This is a genomic window from Mycobacterium sp. (genome assembly GCF_049647605.1).
Classification (GTDB): domain Bacteria; phylum Actinomycetota; class Actinomycetes; order Mycobacteriales; family Mycobacteriaceae; genus Mycobacterium.
The window spans coordinates 25333-51900 of record NZ_JBARXZ010000090.1; the positions used below are offsets into that span (position 1 = coordinate 25333).

At 67.0% G+C, this 26568-nt stretch carries 22 protein-coding genes; 7 read left to right on the plus strand and 15 right to left on the minus strand.

The window, feature by feature from the left end:
* Positions 1-10 precede the first annotated feature (10 nt).
* The 3 genes from WBB07_RS11475 to WBB07_RS11485 all read right to left on the minus strand — a co-directional run bounded on the left by WBB07_RS11475 (position 11) and on the right by WBB07_RS11485 (position 3639).
* The gene (locus WBB07_RS11475) at positions 11-1453 is read right to left on the minus strand and encodes a vWA domain-containing protein (RefSeq protein ID WP_526307694.1); all 1443 of its coding nucleotides are present in this window, start codon (positions 1451-1453) and stop codon (positions 11-13) included.
* Entirely contained in the window at positions 1453-2328 is an 876-nt protein-coding gene (locus tag WBB07_RS11480; protein WP_526307696.1) for an ATP-binding protein, read from the minus strand. Before WBB07_RS11480 ends, WBB07_RS11475 begins: the two co-directional genes overlap by 1 nt.
* Positions 2329-2391: 63 nt before the next feature.
* The gene (locus WBB07_RS11485; RefSeq protein ID WP_526307698.1) at positions 2392-3639 is read right to left on the minus strand and encodes a glutamate-5-semialdehyde dehydrogenase; all 1248 of its coding nucleotides are present in this window, start codon (positions 3637-3639) and stop codon (positions 2392-2394) included.
* A 124-nt stretch (positions 3640-3763) separates the two neighbouring features.
* On the opposite strand from WBB07_RS11485, the gene WBB07_RS11490 reads away from it, so the two are divergent.
* The 3 genes from WBB07_RS11490 to WBB07_RS11500 all read left to right on the plus strand — a co-directional run bounded on the left by WBB07_RS11490 (position 3764) and on the right by WBB07_RS11500 (position 5904).
* On the plus strand, positions 3764-4384 hold the full coding sequence (locus tag WBB07_RS11490; protein ID WP_526307700.1) for a maleylpyruvate isomerase N-terminal domain-containing protein: 621 nt from the start codon (positions 3764-3766) through the stop codon (positions 4382-4384).
* Positions 4381-5238 carry a ribokinase gene (locus WBB07_RS11495; protein ID WP_526307702.1) on the plus strand — a complete coding sequence of 286 codons (858 nt, stop codon included), beginning with the start codon at positions 4381-4383 and terminating at the stop codon, positions 5236-5238. The genes WBB07_RS11490 and WBB07_RS11495 overlap by 4 nt, the downstream gene beginning before the upstream one ends.
* Positions 5239-5301: 63 nt before the next feature.
* A complete protein-coding gene (locus tag WBB07_RS11500) occupies positions 5302-5904 on the plus strand; it encodes a methyltransferase family protein (RefSeq protein ID WP_526307704.1) in 603 nt (200 codons plus the stop codon).
* On the opposite strand, the gene WBB07_RS11505 is transcribed toward WBB07_RS11500, so the two are convergent.
* Complete coding sequence (locus WBB07_RS11505; protein ID WP_526307706.1) at positions 5890-7947, minus strand: NAD(+) synthase; 2058 nt, start codon at positions 7945-7947, stop codon at positions 5890-5892. The genes WBB07_RS11500 and WBB07_RS11505 overlap by 15 nt on opposite strands.
* 259 nt (positions 7948-8206) lie before the next feature.
* On the opposite strand from WBB07_RS11505, the gene WBB07_RS11510 reads away from it, so the two are divergent.
* From WBB07_RS11510 to WBB07_RS11520, 3 genes are all read left to right on the plus strand, one after another.
* The gene (locus WBB07_RS11510; protein ID WP_526307708.1) at positions 8207-9367 is read left to right on the plus strand and encodes a BTAD domain-containing putative transcriptional regulator; all 1161 of its coding nucleotides are present in this window, start codon (positions 8207-8209) and stop codon (positions 9365-9367) included.
* Positions 9364-10842, plus strand: coding sequence for a serine/threonine-protein kinase (locus WBB07_RS11515; RefSeq protein ID WP_526307710.1), 1479 nt, complete (start codon positions 9364-9366; stop codon positions 10840-10842). Before WBB07_RS11510 ends, WBB07_RS11515 begins: the two co-directional genes overlap by 4 nt.
* 93 nt (positions 10843-10935) lie before the next feature.
* Positions 10936-11769 (plus strand): NAD-dependent protein deacetylase, encoded by an 834-nt coding sequence (locus WBB07_RS11520; RefSeq protein WP_526307712.1) that lies wholly within the window; start codon positions 10936-10938, stop codon positions 11767-11769.
* A 16-nt stretch (positions 11770-11785) separates the two neighbouring features.
* Here the strand turns inward: WBB07_RS11520 and WBB07_RS11525 are convergent, their stop codons facing one another.
* Positions 11786-13066 (minus strand): cytochrome P450, encoded by a 1281-nt coding sequence (locus WBB07_RS11525; protein ID WP_526307714.1) that lies wholly within the window; start codon positions 13064-13066, stop codon positions 11786-11788.
* A 65-nt stretch (positions 13067-13131) separates the two neighbouring features.
* On the opposite strand from WBB07_RS11525, the gene WBB07_RS11530 reads away from it, so the two are divergent.
* Positions 13132-13767 carry a TetR/AcrR family transcriptional regulator gene (locus WBB07_RS11530; protein ID WP_526307716.1) on the plus strand — a complete coding sequence of 212 codons (636 nt, stop codon included), beginning with the start codon at positions 13132-13134 and terminating at the stop codon, positions 13765-13767.
* 62 nt (positions 13768-13829) lie between these two features.
* On the opposite strand, the gene proB is transcribed toward WBB07_RS11530, so the two are convergent.
* The 10 genes from proB to WBB07_RS11580 form a co-directional block, all read right to left on the minus strand.
* Positions 13830-14930 (minus strand): glutamate 5-kinase, encoded by a 1101-nt coding sequence (gene proB, locus WBB07_RS11535; RefSeq protein ID WP_526307717.1) that lies wholly within the window; start codon positions 14928-14930, stop codon positions 13830-13832.
* A complete protein-coding gene (obgE, locus tag WBB07_RS11540; RefSeq protein ID WP_526307719.1) occupies positions 14927-16378 on the minus strand; it encodes a GTPase ObgE in 1452 nt (483 codons plus the stop codon). Before obgE ends, proB begins: the two co-directional genes overlap by 4 nt.
* A gap of 91 nt (positions 16379-16469) precedes the next feature.
* Entirely contained in the window at positions 16470-16727 is a 258-nt protein-coding gene (gene rpmA / locus WBB07_RS11545) for a 50S ribosomal protein L27 (RefSeq protein WP_526307721.1), read from the minus strand.
* A 15-nt stretch (positions 16728-16742) separates the two neighbouring features.
* Entirely contained in the window at positions 16743-17066 is a 324-nt protein-coding gene (gene rplU, locus WBB07_RS11550) for a 50S ribosomal protein L21 (protein WP_526307723.1), read from the minus strand.
* 208 nt (positions 17067-17274) lie between these two features.
* Positions 17275-20478, minus strand: a complete 3204-nt coding sequence (rne, locus tag WBB07_RS11555; protein ID WP_526307725.1) for a ribonuclease E — start codon at positions 20476-20478, stop codon at positions 17275-17277.
* Between the two features lie 320 nt (positions 20479-20798).
* Complete coding sequence (ndk, locus tag WBB07_RS11560; RefSeq protein WP_526307727.1) at positions 20799-21209, minus strand: nucleoside-diphosphate kinase; 411 nt, start codon at positions 21207-21209, stop codon at positions 20799-20801.
* A gap of 54 nt (positions 21210-21263) precedes the next feature.
* Positions 21264-21671, minus strand: coding sequence for a DUF4233 domain-containing protein (locus WBB07_RS11565; protein WP_526307729.1), 408 nt, complete (start codon positions 21669-21671; stop codon positions 21264-21266).
* Positions 21668-23191, minus strand: a complete 1524-nt coding sequence (gene folC, locus WBB07_RS11570) for a bifunctional tetrahydrofolate synthase/dihydrofolate synthase (protein ID WP_526307731.1) — start codon at positions 23189-23191, stop codon at positions 21668-21670. The genes WBB07_RS11565 and folC overlap by 4 nt, the downstream gene beginning before the upstream one ends.
* Positions 23188-25854 carry a valine--tRNA ligase gene (locus WBB07_RS11575; protein WP_526307733.1) on the minus strand — a complete coding sequence of 889 codons (2667 nt, stop codon included), beginning with the start codon at positions 25852-25854 and terminating at the stop codon, positions 23188-23190. The genes folC and WBB07_RS11575 overlap by 4 nt, the downstream gene beginning before the upstream one ends.
* A gap of 112 nt (positions 25855-25966) precedes the next feature.
* Positions 25967-26557 carry a DUF937 domain-containing protein gene (locus WBB07_RS11580; RefSeq protein ID WP_526307735.1) on the minus strand — a complete coding sequence of 197 codons (591 nt, stop codon included), beginning with the start codon at positions 26555-26557 and terminating at the stop codon, positions 25967-25969.
* Between the last annotated feature and the right edge of the window lie 11 nt (positions 26558-26568).

The window sequence follows — 26568 nt, forward strand, 5'->3', positions numbered from 1 at the left end:
AGCCTCGGCCTCAGACGGGCAACAGTTGGTCGATCACCGCGGCCAGCTGTTTGGCCGAGCGGCACTCGTGCATCGGGATCACCTCGGCGTACCGCGGGACCGCGGAGTCGCCGGTACCCCACAACTGCCGGGGTTCGGGATTGAGCCAGTGGGCGTGCCGCGACGCCGACACCATGTGCGCCAGGATGTCGGTGGCCGGGTTGCGGTAGTTCGTCCGGCCGTCACCGAGCACCAGCAGCGAGCTGCGCGGCGACAGCACACCGGGGAACAGCTCGGTGAACGAACTGAACGCATGCCCGTAGTCGCTGTGGCCGTCTCGGGTGTAGACACCTGCCTCGCGAGTGATGCGCTGCACGGCGATCGCCAGGTCCGCTTCGGGTCCGAACATGTCGGTGACCTCATCGGTGGTGTCGATGAAGGCGAACACCCGCACCCGAGAGAACTGCTGGCGTAATGCATGCACCAGCAGCAGGGTGAAGTGGCTGAACCCGGCGACCGACCCGGAGACATCGCAGAGCACCACCAGCTCCGGACGGGCCGGGCGTGGTTTTTTCATCACGACATCGATCGGCACTCCCCCGGTGGACATCGACTTGCGCAGCGTCTTACGCAGATCGATCTGCCCGGCGCGGTGCCGACGCCGTTTGGCCGCCAGCCGAGTGGCCATGGTGCGGGCCAGGGGCGCCACCACCCGGCGCATCTGGCGCAGTTGCTCGCCGGAGGCACGCAGGAACTCGACGTTCTCGGACAGCTGCGGGATGCCGTACATCTGGACGTGATCGCGGCCCAGCTGCTCGGCGGTGCGGCGTTTGGTTTCCGCCTCCACCATCTTGCGTAGCTGGCCGATGCGTTGCGCAGCAAGCGCTTTGGCGATCTCTTCCTGCGACGGGGTGGGCGCCTCGCCATACCCGGCCAGCAGCCCGGCCAACAACTTGCCCTCCAGCTGGTCCAGTGCCATGGCCCGCAGGGTCTGATACGACGAGTACGACGGGCCACGGCTGGAGTTGTAGCGACCGTAGGCTTCGACGATCGCCGCGATCATCGCCTCGAGCCGTTGATCGGTGGAGGTCGGGGCGTCCTTGTCTACGAGCAGATCCAGCAGCATCCCGCGCATGGCCTCGGCATCCTCGGCCGGCAGTTCCGGTGCGGCGTCCTCGGGTTCCTGCGGCTCGATCACCGTTCTGGCACCGAGCGCCGCCGGCCACCACAGGTCGAACATGGCGTCGTAGGTGTCGCGGTGATCCGGGCGACGTAACACCGCACATGCCAGCCCTTCACGGAGCACGTCGCGATCCCCGAGACCCAGGGTCGCCAGCACCTTGCCGGCATCGACGGTTTCCGACGGGCCGACGGCGATACCGGAGCGACGCAGCGCCTCGACGAACTCGACGAGATGTCCCGGCAACCCGTGTGGCGCCAGGGGCTGCGGTGGACGGATTCGTCGGGCGGTCATCAGTTCAGTCTCAGTTCCCCGGACGCCTTCTGCTGATCGGACTGGTGTTTGAGGACAACACCGAGGGTGGCGGCGATGGTGGCGTCATCGATGGTGTCCATGCCCAGCGCCAGTACGGTGCGGCCCCAGTCGATGGTCTCGGCCACCGACGGCACCTTCTTGAGCTGCATGCCCCGCAGTACTCCGATGATGCGGACCAGCTCCTCGGCCATCTTCTCCGGCAACTCCGGGACCCGGGACAGCAGGATGCGCCGCTCCAGGTCGGGGTCGGGGAAATCGATGTGCAGGAACAGACAGCGCCGCTTGAGTGCTTCGGAGAGTTCCCGGGTGGCGTTGGAGGTGAGCACCACAAACGGCGTGCGGGTGGCTTTGATGGTGCCGAGTTCAGGGACGGTGACCGCAAAATCCGACAACACCTCCAACAGCAGGCCCTCGATCTCGATATCGGCCTTGTCGGTTTCGTCGATCAGCAGGACGGTGGGCTCGGTGCGGCGGATCGCGGTCAGCAGCGGCCGCGAGAGCAGGAACTCCTCGCTGAAGACGTCATCTCGGGTCTGGTCCCAGTCACTCGAGCCCGATTGGATGCGCAGGATCTGCTTGGCGTGGTTCCACTCGTACAGTGCGCGGGCCTCGTCGACGCCTTCGTAGCACTGCAACCGCACCAGCTCGGCCCCGGCGCACTGGGACACCGCCCGCGCCAGCTCCGTCTTGCCGACACCGGCGGGGCCCTCGACCAGCAGTGGCTTACCCAACCGGTCAGCCAGGAACACCGCGGTGGCGGTGGCGGTATCGGGCAGGTAGCCGGTCTCTGCCAACCGCCGGGCCACGTCATCGATATCGGTGAACAACGGCACTGAGCGTGTGGGGGTGTCCAATACGGCTCCTAGTACTAGTCGGCGGTGAGCCGGAGGCTCCACCGGTGCGCGCGGTTCAGGCGATCAAGCGGGTCGAATCTGGCCGTCTCCCCAGACGATCCACTTGGTCGAAGTCAGTTCCGTCAGGCCCATCGGCCCGCGGGCATGCAGCTTCTGGGTGGAGATACCGATCTCGGCGCCGAACCCGAACTGCTCGCCATCGGTGAACGACGTCGACGCGTTCACCATCACCGCCGCCGCGTCCACCTGGTCGGTGAAGCGCTGGGCCGCGGCAAGATCTGCGGTGACAATGGCTTCGGTGTGTCCGGTGCCGTATTCGTTGATGTGGTTGATCGCCCCATCCACCCCGTCGACGACGGCGACCGCGATGTCCATGGACAGGAACTCCGCTCGGAGTTCCTCATCACTGGGGTCCAGATGTGTTGCGACACCGGCGTTCTGCAATGCCGCGACGAGTCGGGGTAACGCGGTCTCGGCGATGGCGGTGTCGACGAGCAAGGTCTCGGCGGCGTTGCAGACACTGGGACGACGTGTTTTGGCGTTGAGCAGGATTCGTTCTGCGACGTCGAGATCGGCGTCGGCATGCACAAATACGTGGCAGTTTCCGACACCGGTTTCGATGGTGGGCACCAACGCATCGCGGACCACCGCGTTGATCAGGCCGGCCCCACCGCGCGGGATCACCACGTCGACCAGTCCCCTGGCCTGGATCAGGTGAGTCACCGAGGCCCGGTCCTCGCTGGGCAGCAGCTGCACCGCATCGGCGGGCAGACTCTCATCGACCAGGGCGTCGCGCAGTACCGACACCAGTGCTTGGTTGGAGTGCGAGGCTGACGAACTTCCCCGCAGCAGAACGGCGTTGCCGCTCTTGAGCGTCAGGCCGAAGGCGTCGACGGTGACATTCGGCCGACCCTCGTAGACGATGCCGACGACACCGAGCGGAACTCGCTGCTGACGCAGCCGCAGCCCGTTGGGCAGGGTGCGCCCCCGCAGCACTTCGCCGATCGGGTCGGGCAGTCCGGCCACCTGGCGCAGACCCGCGGCAATACCGTCGATGCGTTGCGGATTGAGTGCCAGCCGGTCCAGCATCGCAGCGGATGTTCCCGCCGCCCGGGCCACTTCGAGATCGACCGCGTTGGCCTCGATGATGCGCTCACTGTTGGCCAGCACCGCATCGGCGGCGGTGTGCAGCGCACGGTCCTTGACCACGGTGGACAGTGTTCCCAGGATGCGGGCCGCCACCCGGGCGCGCTTGGCGGCGTCGTGCACGGTGTCGCGCAAACCTGACAGCGCTGGTGCCTCCAGACTCATTAGCCCAGCTTATCGGGCTCCGGGCGGTGGAGGGGAACGGCCCGGTGCGGCGGGCGGGCGCAACCCGGCGAGATTGGCCGACCGTCCCCCGCCGCGGCCCGGTTCGCCGGTAGGTTCACCGAGCATGGACGTCCGAGAGGTCGCCGCGACCTACGCCGCCGCGGCGCACAGTTTCGCCGACCTGGTGCGCCGTGTCCCCGCCGACCGGTTCGCCGGCCCCGGTCTGGGCTCCTGGGATCTCCGGGCCCTGGTCGGGCACACGTCGCGGTCCCTGATCACTGTGATCAGTTACCTCGATCTGCCCGCTGAGCAGGTCGATGTCGACGGCCCGGCCGAGTACTACCGATTGGCGGCGGACCTGGCGGCCGCCGATGCGGCAGGTGTGCTGGAGCGGGGGGTGCGGGCCGGGGTCGAGCTGGGTCCCGATCCGGCCACCGCGGTCGAGGCCCTGGTGTCCCGGGCTCTGGATGCCCTCGACGGTCGCGACGACACGCTGATCGCCGTTCTGGGCGGGACCGGGATGCGGTTGACCGACTACCTGCCGACCCGAATCTTCGAGTTGGTGGTGCACAGCATGGACATCGCCGACGCCACCGGGCTGAACTTCACACCACCTGAGCCCGCACTGCTGGCGGCCACCACGCTCAGCGCACAGATCTCGGTGACGATGGGCCGCGGCGACGTGGTGCTGCGGGCACTGACCGGCCGCGCACCGCTGCCTCAACCGTTCTCGGTGACGGCATGAGTCGGGTGACGGTGGTCGGCAGCGTCAACATGGACGTCGTGTTCGACGTGGCCAGGATGCCGACTCCGGGCGAGACGGTACTGGGGTCGGCGGCGCGATCGGTACCCGGCGGCAAAGGCGGTAACCAGGCGATCGCCGCGGTACGCGCGGGGGCCGAGGTTCAGCTGGTCGCGGCCATCGGCAGCGACACCAACGGCCTGCATCTACGAGACCATCTGGTGGCCAACAACATCGGTGTCGACGGACTGATCACGCTGCCGGGCCAGAGTGGGACCGCGGCGATCTTCGTCGATGCCGACGGCGAGAACATGATCGTCGTCGCCCCCGGGACCAATGGCCATCTGACATTGGATTCCCGACACTTGCGGGATCTGGTCGCCGGAGCCGACGTGCTGTTGCTACAGCTGGAGATCCCGTTGTCCACCGCGCTGGTGGCCGCCCGGGTGGCCAAGGCGGCGGGAACGACGGTGATCGTCAACGCCTCACCCGCCGCGGACGACCAGCACCAGCTGGCGGAGCTGGCAGCCGTCACCGATGTGGTCATCGTCAACGAGTCCGAGTATCAGCATTGGCGCTGGCCAGTGCCGCATCTGGTGATCACCCGCGGTGGCCGCGGCGCCAGCTATGTCGGCGATGATCAGGAGTTCGAGGTGCCGGCACCGGCGGTCGAGGCCGTCGACACCACCGGCGCCGGTGATGTGTTCGCGGGTGTGCTGGCCGCAGGCTGGGCCGCGGATCGAGATCACGCGCTACGGCGTGCCTGCGCGGCCGGCGCACTGGCAACACTGGTACCCGGCGCCGGCGATTGCGCACCGTTCGACGAGACCATCGAGGATGCACTGGCGCGCGATTAGTAGACGCCGGTCTCGGTGACCACCGGATACCCTTAGTACAGAATTTTCTGTACTATCCCGGGTATGCCGATTCCCGCGCTGGTGTTGTTCACGGTGTTCATCCTGGTCGCATTCGGCTGGCGTAGTTGGTTACAGCGCCGGCGTACCGGATCCACCGGTTTCCGTGGCATCTCCGGTGAACCCGGATCACTCGAATGGCTCGCCGGCCTCGGGTTTGTCGCCGCACTGGCGATCGCCGTGGCAGCGCCCGCGCTACAGCTGCTCGGCGCCGTCGACGCGCTCCGGGCACCGTGGCTACCCGGTGCCGGCATCGCGGTCGCGGTGACCGGGATCATCGCCACCGTCTACGCCCAGATCGACATGGGTGACTCGTGGCGGGTCGGCGTGGACGCCGGCGAGACGACCACACTGGTGCGCTCCGGGGCTTTTGCGGTGGTGCGCAACCCCGTCTTCAGCGCCATGATGGTGTTCGCCGCCGGAATGCTGCTGGTGACACCCAATGTCGTCGCAGTGGTCGGGTTCATCCTCCTGGTCGCCTCCATCGAGGTGCAGGTACGCCTGGTCGAGGAACCGTATCTTCTTGGAAAACATGGAGATTCGTATCGCGACTACTGCAGCTCGGTGGGGCGCTTCGCCCCAGGAGTCGGCCGGTCAGTCAGCCGCTAGCGGCCCCTCCGGGACATTGCGCTCGATCTCCTCGAGCCAGATCCGGGCCGACATATCCGACGGCGCCCGCCAGTCACCACGCGGCGACAGTGCCCCACCGGCAGACACTTTCGGCCCGTTGGGCAATGCCGAACGCTTGAACTGGCTGAACGAGTAGAACCGCTGCACAAACACCTGCAGCCAATGCCTGATCTCGGACAGCGAATACTGCGGCCGCTTGTCCAACGGATATCCCAACGGCCAATGTCCGTGCTGCGCGTCGTGCCAGGCATGCCAGGCCAGGAACGCCACCTTCGACGGCCGGAACCCGTACCGCAACACCTGGAACAGCGAGAAGTCCTGCAGCACATACGGCCCGACCTTGCTCTCGCTGCTCTGGATCTCCTCGTCCTCGCCGACCGGCACCAGCTCCGGGCTGATCTCGGTGTCCAACACCGACTGCAGCACCGCGTCAACGTCGTCGTCGAACTGGCCCGAGGAGATCACCCAGCGGATCAGGTGCTGGATCAACGTCTTCGGTACGCCCCCGTTGACGTTGTAGTGCGACATCTGGTCGCCCACCCCGTACGTGGACCAGCCCAACGCCAGTTCGGAGAGGTCGCCGGTGCCCAGCACGATGCCACCCTCCTGGTTGGCGAGGCGGAACAGGTAGTCGGTGCGCAGCCCGGCCTGCACATTCTCGAAGGTGACGTCGTAAACCTTCTCCCCCCGACCGAACGGATGCCCCATCTCGGTCAGCATCAATGTCGCGGTGTCGCGAATGTCGATCTCGGAGAACGTCACCCCGAGCGCCTTGCTCAACGCGATCGCGTTGCCCTTGGTCCGGTCACCGGTGGCAAAACCGGGCAGGGTGTACGCCAGGATGTCGCTGCGCGGCCGGCCCTCACGGTCCATCGCCCGGGCCGCGACGATCAACGCATGGGTGGAGTCCAGCCCGCCGGAGACGCCGATGACCACCTTCGGGTAGTTCAGCGCCCGCAGCCGCTGCTCCAACCCGGCCACTTGGATGCTGTAGGCCTCGTAACAATCCTGTTGCAGCCGTGCCGGATCAGACGGCACAAACGGAAACCGTTCCAGAGCGCGCCGCAACCCGATATCGCCGGCCGGCGGATCGAGGGTGAACTCGATGCGCCGGAACGACTCGAGCATGTCCTGGTGATGGCGGCGGTTGTCGTCGAACGTGCCCATTCGCAGCCGCTCGGAGGCCAGCAGGTCGACATCTATGTCCGCCACGCTGCGTTGCGCGCCCTTGGGAAATCGCTCGGACTCCGCCAGCAGCGTCCCGTTCTCGAAGATCATCGTCTGGCCGTCCCACGCCAGGTCGGTGGTGGACTCCCCCTCCCCGGCCGCGGCGTACACGTAGGCAGCCGTGCACCGCGACGACGCCGATCTGGCCAGCAGCTTGCGGTCATCGGCCCGGCCGATCGTGATCGGGCTTCCCGACAGGTTGGCCAGCACCGTGGCTCCGGCGAGAGCGGCCGCAGCGCTGGGCGGCACCGGCACCCACATGTCTTCACACACCTCGACATGCAGCACGAACCCGGCCATGTCCGTCGCCTCGAACAGCAGATCCGGCCCGAACGGCACCGACCGGCCGGCAACCGCGATCTCACCGTGCACGTCGTCGCCGGGCGCCACCTGGCGGCGTTCGTAGAACTCCCGGTAGGTCGGCAGATAGGACTTCGGCGCCACGCCGAGCACTGTCCCCCGGTGAATCACCACCGCGCAGTTGTAGATCCGGTGCCGGTACCGCAGCGGTGCGCCGACAACAAGTACCGGCAACAGCTCCGCCGATGCGGCGATCAGCGTCGCCAGGGCGTCCTGCACCGCATCCAGCAGCGTGTCCTGCAGCAGGATGTCCTCGATGGAGTAGCCCGACAGCGTCAGTTCCGGGAACACCGCCAGCCCCACGCCGTCGTCATGGCAGTCCCGGGCGACCCGCAACACCGCCTCGACGTTGGCGCCCGGGTCGGCGATCGTGGTGTGCAGAGTGCACGCGGCGGCCCGGAGGAAGCCATGGCGATAGGCGCTGTAGAAGTCCATCACCACCTCATTGTTCCCGGCCCACCCCACACCGTTGGCACTAACCCAACTTCTGCGCTCGAGTCGTTTCGTGCCCAGGGCCTCGACACCGCCGCCGGTCTCCGGCATCTCGGCTGCCGCCGGGTCTCGGACTACGCTGACAAGCGCGTTTGCTCGACGAGCGCCGCCAGGGCCGGCCTTTGCCCGCGACATCGTCGCGGACACGGCACAATCTAGGGAGCACACGACCACCCGACAGCAAAGGACCTGGACACGCGCCATGACGGGACAGTCTGTGCAGTTCGGTGTGCTGGGTCCACTACAGATCACCGTCGACGGAAACCCGATCGCGCTCGGTACCCCCAAACAACGGGCTGTGCTGGCCGTACTGCTGATGAATCGCAATCGGCCTGTCTCCGTCGACGCACTGGTGACCGCAGCATGGGCGGACGCGGCGCCGGCGGGTGCGCGCGCCAGTCTGCACTCCTACGTCTCCAATCTGCGCAAGCTGCTGTCCACGGCCGCAGCCGAGCCCGAGGCCACCCTGGCCAGTGCCCCACCCGGCTACCGGCTCACGGTGTCCGAGACGGCGCTGGACCTCGGCCGGTTCACCACGGAGAAAGCCGCCGGGTTCCGCGCCGCCGCGGCCGGCGAGTTCGGGCTGGCCAGCAGACACCTGGCGGCCGCGCTGGCCGAATGGCGCGGGCCGGTTCTGGAAGATCTGCAGGACTTCGAATTTGTCGACGCGCTGGCCACCGCGCTCTCCGAGGACCGGCTGAGCGCGGTCACCGCACACGCCGAGGCCGAGATCGCGTGCGGGCGGGCCGGGGAGGTGCTCGGCGCACTGGAAACCCTGACCGCCGAGCACCCCTACCGGGAACCGCTGTGGGCGCAGCTGATCAGCGCCTACTACCTCAGCGAGCGCCAGAGCGACGCCCTCGAGGCTTACGGGCGACTCAAGCGCAACCTGGCCGACGAGCTCGGCATCGACCCCGGGCCGTCGCTGCGTGACCTCTACCAGAAGATCCTGCGCCAGGAACCGTTGGACGCAAAGGCCTCGGCCAAGACCGCCGCCGTCGGCAACGTCACGCAGCTGGACCAGCGAACCGCGATGTCGGCGTCGTCGTCCACCGCCTATCTGGAGGACCCGTCGGGCGGGCAGCACCCGCTGCGCGCGGTGGCCACCCGGATCGGCCGGCTCGACGACAACGACATCGTGCTCGCCGACGCCAAGGTCAGCAGGCATCACGCGGCCGTGATCGACACCGGCACCAGCTACGTGATCAGCGACCTACGTTCGGCCAACGGAATCTACGTGCAGCACAACCGAGTTCAAGGCAGCGCCACCCTGACCGAAGGCGACCAGATCCGAATCTGCGATTACACCTTCGTCTTCCGGACCACCACGGGAACTGTCCGGACCACCGAAGGTGCACAGTGACCGACAACAGATCCCGGGAGGGTTCCCAGGTGGGCCCCTACCAGCTGACCCGGCTGATCGGGCGAGGCGGCATGGGCGAGGTGTACGAGGCCTACGACACGGTCAAGGACCGCACGGTGGCCCTGAAACTGCTACCCGCCAACCTGTCACACGACGCCACCTTCCGTACGCGGCTGGAACGGGAAGCCCGCTCGGCCGGCAAACTCCAAGAGCCGCACGTGGTTCCGATTCACGACTTCGGCGAGATCGACGGTCACCTGTTTGTCGACATGCGGCTGATCAACGGTGTCGATCTGCGGTCGGTCCTCAACCGGGACGGCCCGATGGCCCCGGCCCGCGCAGTGGCGATCGTGCGGCAGATCGCGTCGGCCCTGGATGCGGCACACGCCGCCGGGGTCACTCACCGCGACGTCAAGCCGGAGAACATCCTCACCACCGCCGACGACTTCGCCTACCTGGTGGATTTTGGCATCGCCAACGCCGCCACCGACGAGACCATCACCGAACAGGGCTCGGCCATCGGCACCTTCGCCTACATGGCGCCCGAACGGTTCACCAGCGCCGCGGTCAGTTTCAAAGCCGATGTCTACGCCCTGGCCTGTGTCCTCTACGAGTGCCTCACCGCCACCCAGCCGTACCGCGCCGACAGCGTGAGCGTGTTGATCACCTCCCATCTGATGGAGCCGCCGCCACGACCCAGCCTGGCGGCACCGGGCCTGCCACCGGCCCTGGACGAGGTGATCGCCCGCGGGATGGCCAAGCAGCCCGATGACCGGTTTGCCACCGCCGGGGAACTGGCCTCGGCGGCCGCACACGCAGCCGGGGTCACCGACGGCATGTTCACGGTGACGGCCCCGGCACCGTCGACACACGCACCACCGCCGAAACGCCGCGGCTGGGTCGTGGGCGCCGCCCTGGCGGCCGTCGTCGTCCTGGTCGCCGCCGTCGCTGCCACGTGGACATTGCGGGACCCGGGCACCTCGATGAACTCCACCCAGACGATCACCCGCACCGTCACCTCGGCTCCGCGGGCACCGATCTCCCTGCCGCCACACGAGACCGTGTCCCCGACGTTGCGCCGCCTGCTGTCGGTGGTGCCCTCGGGATACGAGTCGTGTGAGCCCGTCAGGCCCCCGGTGAGGGGGGCCTTGGCCACCGTGGACTGCGGCCAGAACTCCAACCCGGGCGGACCCCAGAGCGCGTCGTACTCGTTGTTCCCCACCATCGACGACCTCAACGACGCATTCGACCAGAGCAATGGCGAGGACACGCTGCGCGACTGCCCCGGTGGCCTGGAATCCCCGGGCACCTGGGATTACGACTCCACTCCCGAGGAGGTGGAGGGATCGGTGGCCTGCGGCGACTACCAAGGCGCTCCCGACATCATGTGGACCAAGAACTCGGATCTGATGTTGGGCGTGGCGCAAGGCCGCGACCTCGATGAACTACATCAATGGTGGGTCGACTACGTCTGAGCGGAACGCGGGTGCCCCGGGCGCCACAGCGCAGCAGCGTCGTCGGGCGTTCTCCGCGGCGGACTGTCGTCGGCAGCGCTTACTCTCGAAGGCGTGGAAGCACCGGAGCTCGTCGCCCTCCTGAACGGCCGGCGACTCGCCGTACTCACCGGTGCCGGGATCTCCACCGATTCCGGTATCCCGGACTATCGGAGCCCGGACTCACCGCCCAGCAATCCGATGACCATCCGCCAGTTCACCTCCGACCCGACGTTTCGGCAACGGTATTGGGCCCGAAACCATGTCGGCTGGCGGCATCTGGATCAGACGTTGCCCAACGCCGGTCACCGGGCGCTCGCGGAGCTGGAACGTACCGGGGTGGTCACCGGTCTGATCACCCAGAACGTCGACCTACTGCACACCAAGGCGGGCAGCAGGACCGTCGTCGACCTGCACGGAACCTACGCCCGGGTGGTGTGCCTGGAGTGTGGTCACGCCATGTCACGTGAAGCGCTGGCCGACGAACTGGAAGCGCTCAACCCCGGGTTCATCGAGCGCGCCGAACAACTCGGCGGCATCGCGGTGGCTCCGGACGCCGACGCCACGGTCAGCGACACCTCCAACTTCCGTTACCTCGACTGTCCCCGCTGCGACGGCATGCTCAAGCCGGATATCGTCTACTTCGGCGAGAATGTACCGAAAGATCGTGTTGCACATGCCTATTCACTGCTCGATGCCGCTGACGCCCTCCTGGTCGCCGGGTCCTCGCTGACGGTGTTCTCCGGCTACCGGTTTGTCCGGCACGCCGCCGCGACGGGCAAGCCCGTCGCAATCGTCAACCGCGGCCCCACCCGCGGTGACGACCAGGCCACGGTGAAGGTCAACAGCGGCTGCGCGGAAATGCTGACGCTGCTCGCCGACGAGCTGTACCCGGCCGTCCCCGTGTGACTGCGGTCCGCTCCGGTTACGGGTGCGTCGAGATCGGTAGGTGCCGGATGGCGTGCACGAAGTTGCCCGGCACATAGCTGGGTTCGCCGGCGCGGATGTCCGGCAGCGCGGTCAACAGTTCGCCGAACAGTGCCCGCAGCTGTGTCCGGGCAACGTGCGCCCCGAGGCAGAAGTGCCGGCCACCGCCCCCGAACCCCAGGTGCGGGTTGGGATGACGACCCAGGTTCAGGGCCGCGGGGTCGTCGAAGACCTCGGTGTCCCAGTTGCCCGACGGATAGAACATCACCACTTTCTCGCCCGCCAGGATCCGCTGTCCGCCGAGATCACAATCGGTTGCGGCCGTGCGCCGGAACGTCATCACCGGACTGGCCCAGCGGACGAACTCCTCGACCGCCGAGCCGATGCGCGCATCGAAATCCTCCAGCAGCCAAGCACGTTGCTGCGGGAAGTCGGTCAGGGCCTTCACCGCGTGACTGGCGGTCTGACGGGTGGTGTCATTGCCGGCAACAGCGAGCAACACGAAGAACGCGGACACCTCGGCATCGTTGAGCCGGTCACCGTCGACCTCGGCGTGCACGAGGGCACTGATCAGATCGTCACCGGGATTCTCGCGACGCTCCGCGGCCAGGGTTCCCGCCACCTGGTGCAGGTACATCTGGCTCTCCAGCAACACCTCCAGTGGGTTGCGGCCCGCGAGATACACCGGATCCGCCCAGGACACCAGCGCGTCGGCGGCGCGGGCCACCTGTTGGCGTTCCGATTCGGGGATGCCAACCATGTCCGACAGCGTCCGGACGGGAAGTTCCTTGGCGCAGAGGTCGACGAAGTCGGCTCCGCTGCCGGCCTGCACGAGTTCGCCGACGATCGCCGCGGCGTTGACCTTGATGGACTCCTCGATGCGGCGGACCTGTCGCGGGGTGAACGCCGAGTGCACCACCTTGCGAATCATGGTGTGCCGCGGTGCATCCATCGCCAGGAACGACTGCGACGCCTCGAGCAGTTCCTCGGGGACGTTCTCGAACAGCACGCCCTTGCCCGACAGGAACACCTCACTGTTGCGACTGACGGCCGTGATGTCGGCATGTCGGGTGACGGCCCAGTAGCCCCGATCGTTCGGGTCGTGCATCAGCGCGTCGTCGACCGGTGGATGCCAGCTGACGGGCCGCTGTGCCCGCAGTTCGGCGAAGGACCGCTCGCGCTCGGCCGCGGCGGTGGACCAGAACGCCCGCGACGACAGATCGATCGGGTCATAGGGGCGGTCACCGGTGGCTGCAGATGTGATCGACGGCACAGTCATGCCGCGACAATAAGTCTAGACAGTGTGTCTAGTCAAGATGCGTATCGCATCGCTAAGCTGCTCCCATGCCGTCGGTCACCCGCAAGCCGCAGGCCAAGCGCCAGAAACGCCGCGAACAGATCGAGCGTGATCTGCTGGCAGCTGCCGAGCGTCTGATGAACGACGGTGCAAGTTTCACCGAACTGAGCGTCGACCGGCTGGCCACCGAAGCCGGCATCTCGCGGGCCAGTTTCTACATCTATTTCGAGGACAAAGGCCATCTGCTGCGCAGCCTGGCCGGTCAGGTGTTCGGCGAACTCTCCGACAGCGCGCAACGCTGGTGGAGTGTCGCCTCACGCCGCGATCCGGCTGACATCCGAGTGGCGATAACCGGGATCGTCGCCGGGTACCGACGTCACCAATCACTTCTGGTCGCACTCAACGAGATGGCCGGCTACGACCCCCAGGTGGCCGCCACGTACCGGGAGTTGCTCACCGATATCGCCGGCCGGCTGCGTGAGGTGATCGAAAACGGGCAGGCCGACGGCTCGATCCGGGCCGAGCTGTCTGCGGCCGCCACAGCGAGTGCGCTGTCCTGGATGGTAGAACGCGCCTGCCAACAGGAACTGCCATCCCAGACGGCCGAACACGACGTCGAGCTGGCCGAATCATTGGCTCAGATCGCCTGGGGGGCACTGTATCTGGCCCCGCTCCCAGCCTGAGCGCACGTGTTTGTACGTTCCGCCGCGGCGTGTTGGGTACAGACACGCTCGCTCGCGCTGATCTAGAGCGCGACCAGGTCGTCGGCGTGGACCGCGGGGCGCCGCATCTCGGCCGGCAACTCCGGCGTCGAGCGGCCCATCATCGTCGACAGTTCGGCGGCGTCGTAGGCCACCACTCCACGGGCCACCACCGCACCGTCCGGGCCATGCAACTCGACGACGTCACCGCCGAAGAACCGGCCCGACAGTGCGGTGATCCCGGCCGCCAGCAGCGACCGCCGCTGCTCCAACACCGCCCGCACCGCACCCTCGTCCAGTGACAAACTGCCCGCACTCTCAGCGGCGTAACGCACCCAGAAACGACGCGCCGACATCCGATCCGACCGCGCCGTGAACACCGTGCCCACCGAAGCATCCGACAACGCATCGGCGGCCTCGGCCGCCGCGGCCAGCAGAACCGGCACCCCGGCGTCGGCCGCCAACAGCGCCGACGACAGCTTCGAGGCCATCCCGCCGGTACCCAGGTGGCTGCCACGGCCGGCGATGACACCGTCGAGGTCATCCGGTCCCGTCACCTCGCCGATGAACCGCGCATCCGACTTCCGCGGGTCCGAATCGTAGAGCCCGTCGATATCCGAGAGCAGCACCAGCGCATCGGCACCGACCAGGTGCGCCACCAGCGCCGAGAGCCGATCGTTGTCACCGAAGCGGATCTCGTTGGTGGCTACCGTGTCGTTCTCGTTGACGATCGCGACCGCATGCAAGGACCGCAACCGGTCCAGGGTGCGTTGAGCATTGGTGTGCTGCACCCGCATCGAGATGTCGTGTGCAGTCAGCAGCACCTGCCCCACCGTGCGGCCATAGCGGGAAAACGCCGAGCTCCAGGAATTCACCAGCGCCACCTGACCGACGCTGGCCGCAGCCTGCTTCGTCGCCAGATCCGTTGGCCTCTTGGGCAATCCGAGCGGTTCGATACCAGCCGCGATAGCACCGGAAGAGACGATGACGACGTCCGAGCCGGCTTTCATCCGCTTCTCGATCGCGTCGACCAGATACTGCAGCCGACTCGCGTCGAACACACCGGCGGGGGTGGTCAGCGCAGTGGTGCCGATCTTGACGACAATGCTGCGGGCGTTCCGAATGGCGTCGCGATGGACGCTCATTGACCCTCTCCGGTGTCGGGCTGTTCCCGGCGGGCCTTGCGGGCGGCCTTGCGCTCGTCGGCGCCCACCCGTTCGTTGCGCTCGAGCCGGACATCGGTGCCACGACCCGTCGGCATCACGTCGACGCCGGCGGGGGTCTGCGGCTCCCAATCGAAGGTCATATCGCCGATGGTGACCGCACAGCCGGGCCGGGCACCGAGCTTCACCAGCTTGTCTTCGACGCCCAAGCGGGCCAGCCGATCCCCCAGATAACCGACGGCTTCGTCATTGGCGAAATTCGTCTGGGCGATCCAGCGTTCCGGGCGAACTCCGCGCACGCGGTAGCCACCGTCGCCGTCGGGCTCCACCGAGAACGCGGTCTCGTCGACCGGAATGGGCCGGATCACCGGCCGGCGCGGCGCGAGCACGGGCAACGCGGCACGGTACGCCGACACCATGTCCCACAGCGCGAACGTCAACTGGCGCAAGCCGATATGTGCCACCGTCGACACCTCGAACACCGGCCACCCGCGAGCAGCAACATCCGCACGGACAAAGTCGGCGAGCTCTTTGGCATCCGGCACGTCAACCTTGTTGAGCACCACCGCACGAGGACGCTCGGCGAGATCGCCCAGCGTCGAATCTCCCTGCAGGGTCGGCTGATAAGCAGCCAACTCGGCTTCGAGCGCATCGATGTCGGACAGCGGATCGCGGCCCGGCTCCATCGTGGCGCAGTCCACCACATGGACCAACACCGCACACCGCTCGATATGCCGCAGGAAGTCCAGGCCAAGACCGCGCCCGTCGGATGCGCCGGGAATCAGGCCGGGAACATCGGCAACAGTGAACGTGTGCTCACCGGCGGAGACAACACCCAGATTGGGCACCAGGGTCGTGAAGGGGTAGTCGGCGATCTTGGGCTTTGCCGCCGAGATCACTGACACCAGAGAGGACTTGCCCGCAGAAGGGAAGCCGACCAGACCGACGTCGGCGACAGTCTTCAGTTCCAGGGTGAGCTCGCGCTCATCACCCTTCTCCCCCAACAGCGCAAAACCCGGGGCCTTACGGGCGCGAGATGCCAACGCAGCGTTACCGAGACCGCCGCGGCCGCCCGCCGCAGCCTCGAAGCGGGTGCCCGGACCGACCAAATCAGCCAGCATCCGACCGTCGCTGTCGAGGACGACAGTGCCGTCAGGTACCCGCACCTCGAGGTCAGCACCTGCAGCACCGTCCCGGTTGCTGCCCGCCCCCTGCTTGCCGGACGGGGCCACCACATGCGGGTGGAAGTGAAAATCCAGCAGCGTGTGCACCTGGGGATCGACGACAAGCACGATGCTGCCGCCGCGTCCGCCGTTGCCACCGTCCGGACCACCGAGAGGTTTGAACTTTTCACGGTGCACCGAAGCGCAACCGTGACCCCCGGAGCCGGCTTGGGCGTGAATGACGACGCGGTCGACGAACCGGGGCATCGGAAGACCTTCCTGTGCGATGTGAAGCTAGTGCGAAGTACTTTCGAGAACTCGCAGCAGCTTCACTGTCGCAGGCGTGGTCCTCGTGAAATCAGGCGTCGACCGGCAGGATGTTGATCGTCTTACGGCCGCGCTTGACGCCGAACTCGACGGCGCCGGGCGACAGCGCGAACAGCGTGTCGTCGCCACCGCGGCCGACGTTCACGCCTGGGTGGAAGTGGGTGCCGCGCTGGCGGACGATGATCTCGCCGGCCTTGACGACCTGGCCACCGAAACGCTTGACGCCAAGGCGCTGGGCGTTGGAATCGCGACCGTTGCGCGAGCTGGAAGCGCCCTTCTTATGTGCCATGTGTTCGCTCCCTTGCTACTTGATTCCGGTGACCTTGAGGACCGTCAGCTGCTGACGGTGCCCCTGGCGCTTGTGATAGCCGGTCTTGTTCTTGAACTTGTGGATGCGGATCTTGGGACCCTTGGTGTGCTCGAGGATCTCGGCCGCGACAGTGACCTTCTCCAGCGCCTTCACATCGGTGGTGACCTTGGCGCCGTCCACCACCAGAGCAACCGGCAGCGACACCTTGGCACCAGGCTCCGAGTCGAGCTTCTCGACCTTGACCACGTCGCCGACGGCGACCTTGTACTGCTTGCCGCCAGTCTTGACGATCGCGTACGTGGCGTTCTCGGCTGCCATCGTTGGTGTCTCTCTATCTCTAGTTAGTTACTTCTGGTGATGCTTCTTGCGGGCGCGCGCCACCCGGAGGCTGCACACGCGGGTCTTGGTGCGGGGTCAATATGAACCCGCTGTCGCCGGTGATGGCCTGGCGACAACTGCTCAAGGCTACGTGAGCAGCGTCTTACGGGTCAAACCGCCTAGTTATGAGGCTGGGCGGCCCCAACTTCTAGGACGCAGGCGGCCCCGCCGGTCGTGCTGCCGCCCGGCGACGGCGTGGTCTGGCAACGGCGATCACGTCGACGACGGGTTCGACGTCATCGTCGGAGTCGCTGTCGTCGTCCTCGTCGTCGTCATCGCTGTCGTCGTCATCGCTGTCGTCGTCTTCGCTGTCGTCGTCCTCGACGGAGTCGTCCTCATCGGAGTCATCGTCATCGTCGGAGTCGGAGTCGACCAGTTCGATATCGTCGTCGTCATCGGAGTCGTCGTCGTCCTCGTCGAGACCGAGCTCGTCGTCAGAATCCTCGTCCTCGGAATCCTCGTCCTCGGAGTCATCGAACTCCTCCACGGAGACCAGTTCGTCGGGCTGTTCCTCCCCGACCGCGTCGTGCAACTTGTCTTCATTGAGGTTCTTGTCGAGGTCGGCGTCGAGACCGGCTTCCACGACACCGGTGTCCTCATCGGTGTCGTCGTCCTCGTGCTTGCCGTTGGCCGCAGCCATCGCCTTGAACATCGGATGCTCCGCAGCGGCATGCGCAGGCACCCTGGACATGTCGGCCACGACAGCCGGCTCTTCGGCCTTGCCCTTCTTGGCCGACCGCTTACTGCGCCGGCTGGTGGGCTCGGCTTTGCGCGGAGGCGCCGCCGGCCCGGAGTCCACCGGGTCGGAATGCAGCACGATGCCGCGTCCCGCGCAGTGGCTACACGTCGTGGAGAACGCCTCGACCAGCCCCGTACCCAGCCGCTTGCGAGTCAGCTGCACCAGGCCCAGAGAAGTCACTTCGGACACCTGGTGGCGGGTACGGTCCCGGGCCAGCGCCTCGGTGAGCCGGCGCAGCACCAGGTCCCGGTTCGATTCGAGCACCATGTCGATGAAGTCGATGACGATGATGCCGCCGATATCGCGCAGACGCAGCTGACGCACGATCTCCTCGGCCGCCTCCAGGTTGTTCTTCGTGACGGTCTGCTCGAGATTGCCGCCCGCGCCGGTGAACTTGCCGGTGTTGACGTCGACGACGGTCATCGCCTCGGTCCGGTCGATCACCAGAGTTCCACCGGACGGCAGCCACACCTTGCGGTCCATCGCCTTGGTCAGCTGTTCATCGATGCGGTGGACGGCAAAGACATCCGGTCCACCGTTCTGGGCGGCCTCGTACTTGGTGAGCTTGCCGACCAACTCCGGCGCGACCGATTCGACGTAATCGGTGATGGTCTTCCAGGCGCCGTCGCCGGAGACGATCAAACCGGAGAAGTCTTCGTTGAACAGGTCACGGATGACCTTGACCAGCACGTCCGGCTCTTCGTACAGGGCGACCGCCGCACCGGCGGCCTTACCCTTGGTCTCGGCTGCCTTGGCTTCGATCTGGGTCCAGCGTTCCTGCAGGCGCGAGACATCGCCGCGGATATCGGATTCCTTCACGCCCTCGGACGCGGTCCGGATGATCACGCCGGCGTCGGCCGGCACGACCTCGCGCAGGATCTCCTTGAGACGCTGGCGTTCCGTGTCGGGCAGCTTGCGGCTGATTCCCGTGGACGACGCCCCCGGCACGTACACCAGGTAGCGACCGGCCAACGACACCTGGGTGGTGAGCCGGGCACCTTTGTGGCCAACCGGATCTTTGCTGACCTGGACAAGAACGTAATCCCCGGGACGGAGAGCCTGCTCGATCTTGCGCTGGGCGCCACCGAGACCGGCAGCCTCCCAATTCACCTCACCCGCGTAGAGAACCCCGTTGCGGCCTCGGCCGATGTCGACAAAAGCGGCCTCCATGGAGGGAAGGACGTTCTGCACGATGCCGAGATAGATGTTGCCGACCAGCGATGCCGAAGCGGCCGAGGTCACGAAGTGTTCGACGACCACGCCGTCTTCGAGAACCGCGATCTGGGTGTAGCGAGCACCGGCGTGCGGCGGCTCGGTGCGGACCTTGTCTCGGACCACCATGACGCGCTCGACCGCTTCGCGCCTGGCCAGGAACTCGGCCTCGGACAGGATCGGCGGGCGACGCCGGCCGGCGTCCCGACCGTCGCGGCGACGCTGCCGTTTGGCTTCGAGCCGGGTGGACCCGGAGATGCCCTGGATCTCGTTGGAGGCCTTTTCCGCCCGCTCGGCCTTGGAACGCGGAGCCCGTTCGTGCACGACGGTGTTCGGCGGGTCATCGGGCGAACTTGCGTCGCCGTCGTCACCCGATCCGGATTTGCGTCGACGGCGCCGGCGGCGGCGACGGTTGGAGCCGTCACCGGATGCGCCGTCATCGTCGTCGGAGTCTTCGTCCGAGGAATCTTCCTCGGCGTCGGGCGTCTCGCCTTTGCCCTTGGCCTTGTCGTCAGTGTCGGTGTCGGTGTCGTCGTCGGTGCGGCTGTCGTCGTCGGCGCCGTCCTCGTCACCATCGACACCGGATTCGCCACCGCGGCCGCGACCGCGACCGCGACGACCGCGCCGACGCCGGCGGTTGGCCGGCTTCTCGGCCTGCTCGTCGTCGCCGTCGTCGTCAGCTTCGTCGGTGTCCGGCTCGTCGCGATCCTCGGGTTCGACGCGGTCCGGAACCGGACGCGTCTGCACCGGTTGCGGCGCTACGAACAGCGGCAGGTAATCGGCGACCACTTCCACGGCGGCCGTATTCCGGTCCGTGGTCGTGGGGTCGCTCAGACTCGAGATGTCACCGATGCTCATGAGGTCGCCGACACCGGAGAGGTCGTCGGCACTGGGCCAGCCACCAACCGTCTCGATCAACAGCCGGGACTCCGGTTCAGCCTCGAGTGCCGGAGCAGATCGCTCCTCGACGGCCGGCTCCTCGGCCACCGGAACATCCGCTACCGGGTCGGGCTGTGAGGCCTCGGCGGGTTGGGTCTCGGCGGGTTCGGCCGGAGACTCGGCGACAACCGCCGGCTCCGTGCTCTGTTCCGCAGGTGCCGGGGTTTTCTGTTCCGCGGGTGTCGGAGCGGCCGCAGTCTCGGCGGCGGCGGCGGCGAGCACGTCTCGCACCTTGACCGCGTCGGTCCGGTCCACACTGGAATGTGCACTGCGTGATCGGCCGTCGAACTCGGCCAGCGCTTCCAGAACTCGTCGACTCGTGGTTCCGAGAACCCGGGCCAATGAGTGGACCCTCAGGCGTGCCGGCAGCTCCAGCTCAGCAGGCGCAGCACTGTTCTCCGTATCGCTGCTTCCAGCGGCGCTGCTGTCAGTGTGGTCTTGGATTTTGGCATCGTCGTCCACGTACTCTCCTTCGAGCCCCCGGGCGCGTCATGGCGACGCGGCCGCGCGAGGACTTCGGTTATGGGCTCGGCTGGGCAACACCCGAGCTTGTTGTGGTCTCGCCCCGGGCGGCTCTTATGAACCCACCCGGCGCCTGGGTTGAATGATGGCTGTGACGTCCGGCGCCGCATCGCAGGTTGCGATGGTCGCGCTCGTCTAAGTCTTCATCCGGGCGTCCGCCGCCGGTCTGGCGACGTACACCCTCGCCCAGTATCCCACACCGAAGCAGTACATCCGACCAAGACTGGGCGCAGCCAAGCTGCGCCCAGGTCAGCGACGGGTCAGTTGGTGGGGAACCAGAGCGCGATCTCGCGCTCCGCGGACTCCGGCGAGTCGGAGCCGTGCACCAGGTTGAACTGGGTTTCCAGACCGAGATCGCCACGGATCGTGCCGGGTACGGCCTTCTCGACCGGATCGGTGCCACCGGCGAGCTGACGGAAGGCTGCGATGGCACGCGGGCCTTCGAGGACCGCCGCGACAACGGGTCCGGAGGTGATGAACTCCAGAAGCGATCCGAAGAAGGGTTTGCCGTCATGCTCGGCGTAGTGCGCCCGGGCCAGGTCCTCACTGACGTTCTTGAGTTCCAGGGCTGCGATAGCAAGACCCTTTCGCTCAACCCGGCTGATGATCTCTCCGATCAATTGCCGCTCGACGCCATCAGGCTTGATCAGGGCCAAAGTCCGCTCAGTCACGGTCGCACACAGTACCGAAAACGGGTGAAATCACAGTATCGCCTGGTCAAAGGGTCAGTTCGACGGGCGCTGCTGGCCGGGCAGCAATCCGCGACGCTGCCGGCGGAGCACCTCGGCGCGCAGATAGATGATCATCGCCCAGACCACGGCGAACACCAGGCCGATGAAGCCGATACCCGGATAGATGACCCAGCCGGCCACCAGCAGCAGTTGCACCCCGGTGTTCACCCAGATCGCCCAGGGTCGGCCCTGTATTCCGGACAGCAGCACCAGGAACACCGCAAAGCCGATCAGGAATGCGGTGGAGAACGCGTTCAGCCCGCCGCCGACAGCACCGACAACCGGCAGGGCGAGCAACACCACGATGGCTTCCAGGATCAGCACGCCGGCCATGACTCCCCGGAAGCTCTTCCAGGGATCCGCTGGCGGTGGCTGGTCGGGTGGCTGCGGGGCTTCACTCATTGGGGGTCCTTGCCGAACAGGGTGCGGGCCGCGCCCGCCGTCACCACCGAGCCGGTGATCACGATGCCGTTCCCGGACACACCACCGTCCGCGCCGGCCTCCTCGACAAGCGCGGTGGCAGTTTCGAGGGCATCCGCCAGTGTCGGGGCCGTGATGACCCGATCGGGTCCGAAGCGCTCCTCTGCCATCATCGCCAGCACATCGACTTCGAGCGCGCGCGGCGAGCCGTTGTGGGTCACCACAACGTGATCGAAGACCGGTTCCAGGGCCTCCAGAATGCCCGCAACATCCTTGTCGGCCATCACCGCGAGCACGCCGACCAGGAATCGGAAATCGAACTCCTCAGCCAAGGTCTGCGCCAGAGCTGCCGCGCCCGCCGGATTGTGAGCGGCGTCGATGAACACCGTCGGCGCGTTGCGCATCCGTTCGAGACGGCCGGGGCTGGCCACCGTCGCGAAACCGGCCCGCACAGCGTCGATGTCGAGCTGCCGCGAGGCTCCGGCGCCAAAGAACGCCTCGACCGCAGCCAGCGCGACGACGGCGTTGTGCGCCTGATGCTCCCCGTGCAGCGGCAGGAACACCTCGGAGTAACGCCCGCCGAGGCCCTGCAGCTCCAGCAGCTGGCCGCCGATCGCCACCTGACGCGATACCACGGCGAACTCCGAGCCCTCCCGGGCGACCGAGGCATCGGCGGCAACCGCCTGCGCCAGAATCACTTCCATCGCTTCGGGCACCTGCTGGGCGATCACGGCGACCATACTGGGGTCGGTCCCTTCCGGGATGACACCCTCGTGTTCGCGCTTGCCGAGGATGCCGGCCTTCTCCCCCGCGATGCCGGCGATGTCGCTGCCCAGGAACTCCACATGGTCCACCCCGATCGGAGTGATCACGGCGACGGGCGCGTCGACGATGTTGGTGGCATCCCAGCGGCCGCCGAGCCCGACTTCGACCACCGCCACATCCACCGGCGCGTCGGCGAAGGCGGCGAAGGCCATCGCGGTGACGACCTCGAACTTGCTCATCGCCGGGCCGCCGGCGGCATGTGACTGCTGGTCGATGAGCTCGACAAACGGCTCGATCTCGCGGTACGTCTCGACGTAGCGGGCCGGGCTGATCGGCTTGTTGTCGATGGAAATACGCTCGGTGGCCGACTGCAGGTGTGGGCTGGTGGTTCGGCCGGTGCGCTGATGCAAGGCGGTGATCAAGGCATCGACCATCCGCGCCACCGACGTCTTGCCGTTGGTCCCGGCGATGTGGATGCTCGGATAGCTGCGTTGCGGCGAGCCGAGCAGCTCCATCAGTGCCGAGATTCGCGCCGTGCTCGGCTCGATCTTGGTTTCCGGCCAACGCTGGTCGAGCAGATGCTCGACCTGCAGCAGGGCGGCCACCTCGTCGGGGCTGGGTTCGACTATCGCCTCCGGCGTGATCGCCGCAGGGTCATCGAAGCCGTCACCGAATTCGCCGCCCTCGAACTCGTCGCTCGGGAAGTCGCCGTCATAGGGAAAATCCGAGTCGGTCATGCCAGTCCGGCCAGGCGCGCGGTGATCCGGTCCACCTCTTCTGCTGCCAGCTGTTGACGGCCCCGGATCTTGGCGACTACGGCATCCGGCGCCTTGTCCAGGAACGCCTCGTTGCCCAGTTTTGCTGTGGTGCCCGCCAATTCCTTCTGAGCGGCGGCCAGATCCTTCTCCAGCCGTCGACGCTCGGCAGCCACGTCGACCGTGCCGGAGGTGTCGAGCTCAACCAGCACCGTGCCACCCGCGAGACGCACCTCGACGGAGGCCGACGGGGTGAAATCCGCGCCGGCCTCGGTCAGCCAGGCCAGCGAGGAGGTGGCGCCGACGTGGGAGGTCAGGCCGGCTTCGTCGATACCGGCCAGCCGTGCGGGCACCCGCTGCCGGTCGGCCAGGCCCTGGTCGCTACGGAAGCGGCGCACCTCGGTGACCAGCTTCTGTAGATCCGCGACCCGCTCGGCCGCAGCGGAGTCCAGCACGATGCCGGAGGGTTGCGGCCAGTCGGCGATCACCAGCGACTCACCACCGGTGAGAGCCTTCCACAGTTCCTCGGTGACAAAGGGCATCACCGGGTGCAGCAGCTTGAGCAGGGTGTCGAGCACCGTGGCCAGCACCGCTGTGGTGTGCGTGGCGCCCTGGCCGAGTTGCACCTTGGCGAGCTCGACATACCAATCACAGAACTCGTCCCAGGCGAAGTGGTAGAGCGCCTCGCAGGCCCGACTGAACTCGTAGGATTCCAGCGCCGAATCCACTTCGGCGCGCACCTCTTCCAGCCGTCCCAGGATCCACTTGTCGGCGTCGGTGAGCACCGACTCAGCCGGCAGCGGCGCCAGCTGGGCACCGTTCATCAGCGCGAAGCGGGTGGCGTTGAACACCTTGGTGGCGAAGTTACGCGACGCGCGGGCGGCATCCTCGCCGATGGACAGGTCGCCGCCGGGGCTGGCGCCGCGAGCCAGGGTGAACCGCAGCGCGTCGGCGCCGAACATCTCCACCCAGTCGAGAGGATCGATGCCGTTGCCCTTGGATTTGCTCATCTTTCGGCCGAATTCGTCACGAATCAGGCCGTGCAGGAACACATTCTGGAACGGCACCTGCGGGCTGCGGGATCCCCCGGCGGTGATGGCCGAATCGTCGCCCACGAAGGTGCCGAACATCATCATCCGCGCCACCCAGAAGAACAGGATGTCGTAGCCGGTCACCAAAACTGTTGTGGGGTAGAACTTCTCGAGTTCCGGGGTGCGGTCGGGCCAGCCCATCGTGGAGAACGGCCACAACGCCGAGGAGAACCAGGTGTCCAGGACGTCCGGGTCCTGCTCCCAGCCCTCGGGAGGGGTCTCATCGGGCCCGACGCAGACCTTCTGGCCGTCGGGACCGTGCCAGATCGGGATGCGGTGCCCCCACCACAGCTGCCGGGAGATGCACCAGTCGTGCATGTTGTCCACCCACGCGAACCATCTCGGCTCCAGGCTGGCGGGGTGAATCACGGTGTCGCCGTTACGCACCGCATCACCGGAGGCCTTGGCCAGCGACTCGACCTTGACCCACCACTGCAGGCTCAACCGCGGTTCGATCGGCTCACCGCTGCGCTCGGAGTGCCCGACGCTGTGCTGGTAGGGCCGCTTCTCGGCGACGATCCGGCCTTCGGCGGACAGCGCCTCCCGGACCGCGACCCGGGCGTCGAAGCGGTCCATGCCGTCGAACTGCGTACCGGTGTCGGCGATGCGCCCCTGGGCGTCCATCATCGTCGGCATCGGCAGGTTGTGACGCAGCCCGATCTCGAAGTCGTTCGGATCGTGGGCGGGCGTGACCTTGACTGCGCCGGTACCGAATTCGGGGTCGACGTGATCATCGGCGACGATGACGATCTGCCGGTCCAGGAACGGATGCGCCAGGCTCTGCCCCACCAGCGCCCGGTAACGCTCGTCGTCAGGGTGCACCGCGATCGCGGTGTCGCCGAGCATGGTCTCCATCCGGGTGGTGGCGACGACGATGTGCGGCTCGTTGTCGTCCATCGAGCCGTACCGGAACGACACCAGCTCGCCGTCGACGTCTTCGTACTTCACTTCGAGGTCGCTGATCGCGGTCTGCAGCACCGGCGACCAGTTGACCAGACGTTCGGCCTGATAGATCAGCCCGGCGTCGTAGAGCCGTTTGAAGATGGTGCGCACCGCACGGGACAGTCCGTCATCCATGGTGAAGCGGTCCCGGCTCCAGTCCACGCCGTCCCCGAGGCGGCGCATCTGACCGCCGATGGTGCCACCGGATTCACGCTTCCAGTCCCACACCTTGTCGATGAAGAGTTCGCGACCAAGATCCTCTTTGGTCTTTCCTTCGGCGGCGAGTTGTTTCTCCACCAGCGACTGGGTGGCGATACCGGCATGGTCCATACCCGGAAGCCACAGCACCTCGTACCCCTGCATCCGGCGGCGGCGGGTCAGCGCATCCATCACGGTGTGGTCCAAGGCATGCCCCATGTGCAGGCTGCCGGTGACGTTCGGCGGCGGCAGCACAATCGAGTAGGGCGGTTTGTCGCTGGTCGGGTCGGCGGTGAAGTAGCCGGCGTTGACCCAGCCTTCGTACAGCGCGCTCTCTACCGCGGACGGGTCCCAGGTTTTGGGAAGGGCTTCCGCCCGGGAAGCGGCGGTATCGGCGTGGGAGCTGGCAGTCACCGGTCAATTCTAGGTAGCGACGCGCGTGGGGACCGCCGGGGGTTGCACCGCCACGACAAGCGCTGACCCGGCACCACCGTCGGGTCAGCGGCCCCACCGCCGCGGGACCGCCTTACTTCTTGCCGCCCAGCAACCCGCCCAGGAGGTCCCCGAGGCCGCCTCCCTTACCGCCGAGCACCCCGCCGAGGAGATCGCCGAGGGGGTTGTCACCTCGCGAGGTCTGGCCGCTGCCACCGCCGAGAATCCCGCCGAGAATGTCACCCAGGCCGCCCCCGGATCCCGATCCGCCGCCGGCACCGTCGGCGACCTGTTTGCCGATGTAGGCCAGCACGATGGGGGCCAAGATCGGCAACAGCCGTTTGATCAGGTCGCCACCACCGGCGCCCGCTCCGGTGAGCTTGTCACCGATGACGCCGCTGTTGTTGCCGCCGAAGATCTTGGCGACGATCTTGTCACCGTCGTTCTGATCCACGTCCTCGACGCGGACCCCGCCGTCGAGCAGTCCGGCTGCGGCGTGGTCGGCGGCTGCCGACTGGATCTGGCTCGCTGTGGCGTCGTCGTTCGCCGCGTTGTGCTGCAACCCTCCGACGAGGGTGGGTACCAGGGCCCGAACCGCGGTGCTCACCTCCGCCTGGTCCACCCCCAGTTTCTGGGCGATATCGGCGACGGGAATCTGTGCGTAGAGATCGTCGAGTCCGGCCATGACTTCCACCT

Bases quoted from the DNA above. Each gene is read 5' to 3' on its own strand.
- WBB07_RS11475 (WP_526307694.1), bottom strand. From the start codon at position 1,453: ATGACCGCCCGACGAATCCGTCCACCGCAGCCCCTGGCGCCACACGGG.
- WBB07_RS11485 (WP_526307698.1), bottom strand. From the start codon at position 3,639: ATGAGTCTGGAGGCACCAGCGCTGTCAGGTTTGCGCGACACCGTGCAC.
- WBB07_RS11490 (WP_526307700.1), top strand. From the start codon at position 3,764: ATGGACGTCCGAGAGGTCGCCGCGACCTACGCCGCCGCGGCGCACAGT.
- WBB07_RS11495 (WP_526307702.1), top strand. From the start codon at position 4,381: ATGAGTCGGGTGACGGTGGTCGGCAGCGTCAACATGGACGTCGTGTTC.
- WBB07_RS11500 (WP_526307704.1), top strand. From the start codon at position 5,302: ATGCCGATTCCCGCGCTGGTGTTGTTCACGGTGTTCATCCTGGTCGCA.
- WBB07_RS11505 (WP_526307706.1), bottom strand. From the start codon at position 7,947: ATGGACTTCTACAGCGCCTATCGCCATGGCTTCCTCCGGGCCGCCGCG.
- WBB07_RS11510 (WP_526307708.1), top strand. From the start codon at position 8,207: ATGACGGGACAGTCTGTGCAGTTCGGTGTGCTGGGTCCACTACAGATC.
- WBB07_RS11525 (WP_526307714.1), bottom strand. From the start codon at position 13,066: ATGACTGTGCCGTCGATCACATCTGCAGCCACCGGTGACCGCCCCTAT.
- WBB07_RS11530 (WP_526307716.1), top strand. From the start codon at position 13,132: ATGCCGTCGGTCACCCGCAAGCCGCAGGCCAAGCGCCAGAAACGCCGC.
- proB (WP_526307717.1), bottom strand. From the start codon at position 14,930: ATGAGCGTCCATCGCGACGCCATTCGGAACGCCCGCAGCATTGTCGTC.
- obgE (WP_526307719.1), bottom strand. From the start codon at position 16,378: ATGCCCCGGTTCGTCGACCGCGTCGTCATTCACGCCCAAGCCGGCTCC.
- rpmA (WP_526307721.1), bottom strand. From the start codon at position 16,727: ATGGCACATAAGAAGGGCGCTTCCAGCTCGCGCAACGGTCGCGATTCC.
- rplU (WP_526307723.1), bottom strand. From the start codon at position 17,066: ATGGCAGCCGAGAACGCCACGTACGCGATCGTCAAGACTGGCGGCAAG.
- WBB07_RS11565 (WP_526307729.1), bottom strand. From the start codon at position 21,671: ATGAGTGAAGCCCCGCAGCCACCCGACCAGCCACCGCCAGCGGATCCC.
- folC (WP_526307731.1), bottom strand. From the start codon at position 23,191: ATGACCGACTCGGATTTTCCCTATGACGGCGACTTCCCGAGCGACGAG.
- WBB07_RS11580 (WP_526307735.1), bottom strand. From the start codon at position 26,557: ATGGCCGGACTCGACGATCTCTACGCACAGATTCCCGTCGCCGATATC.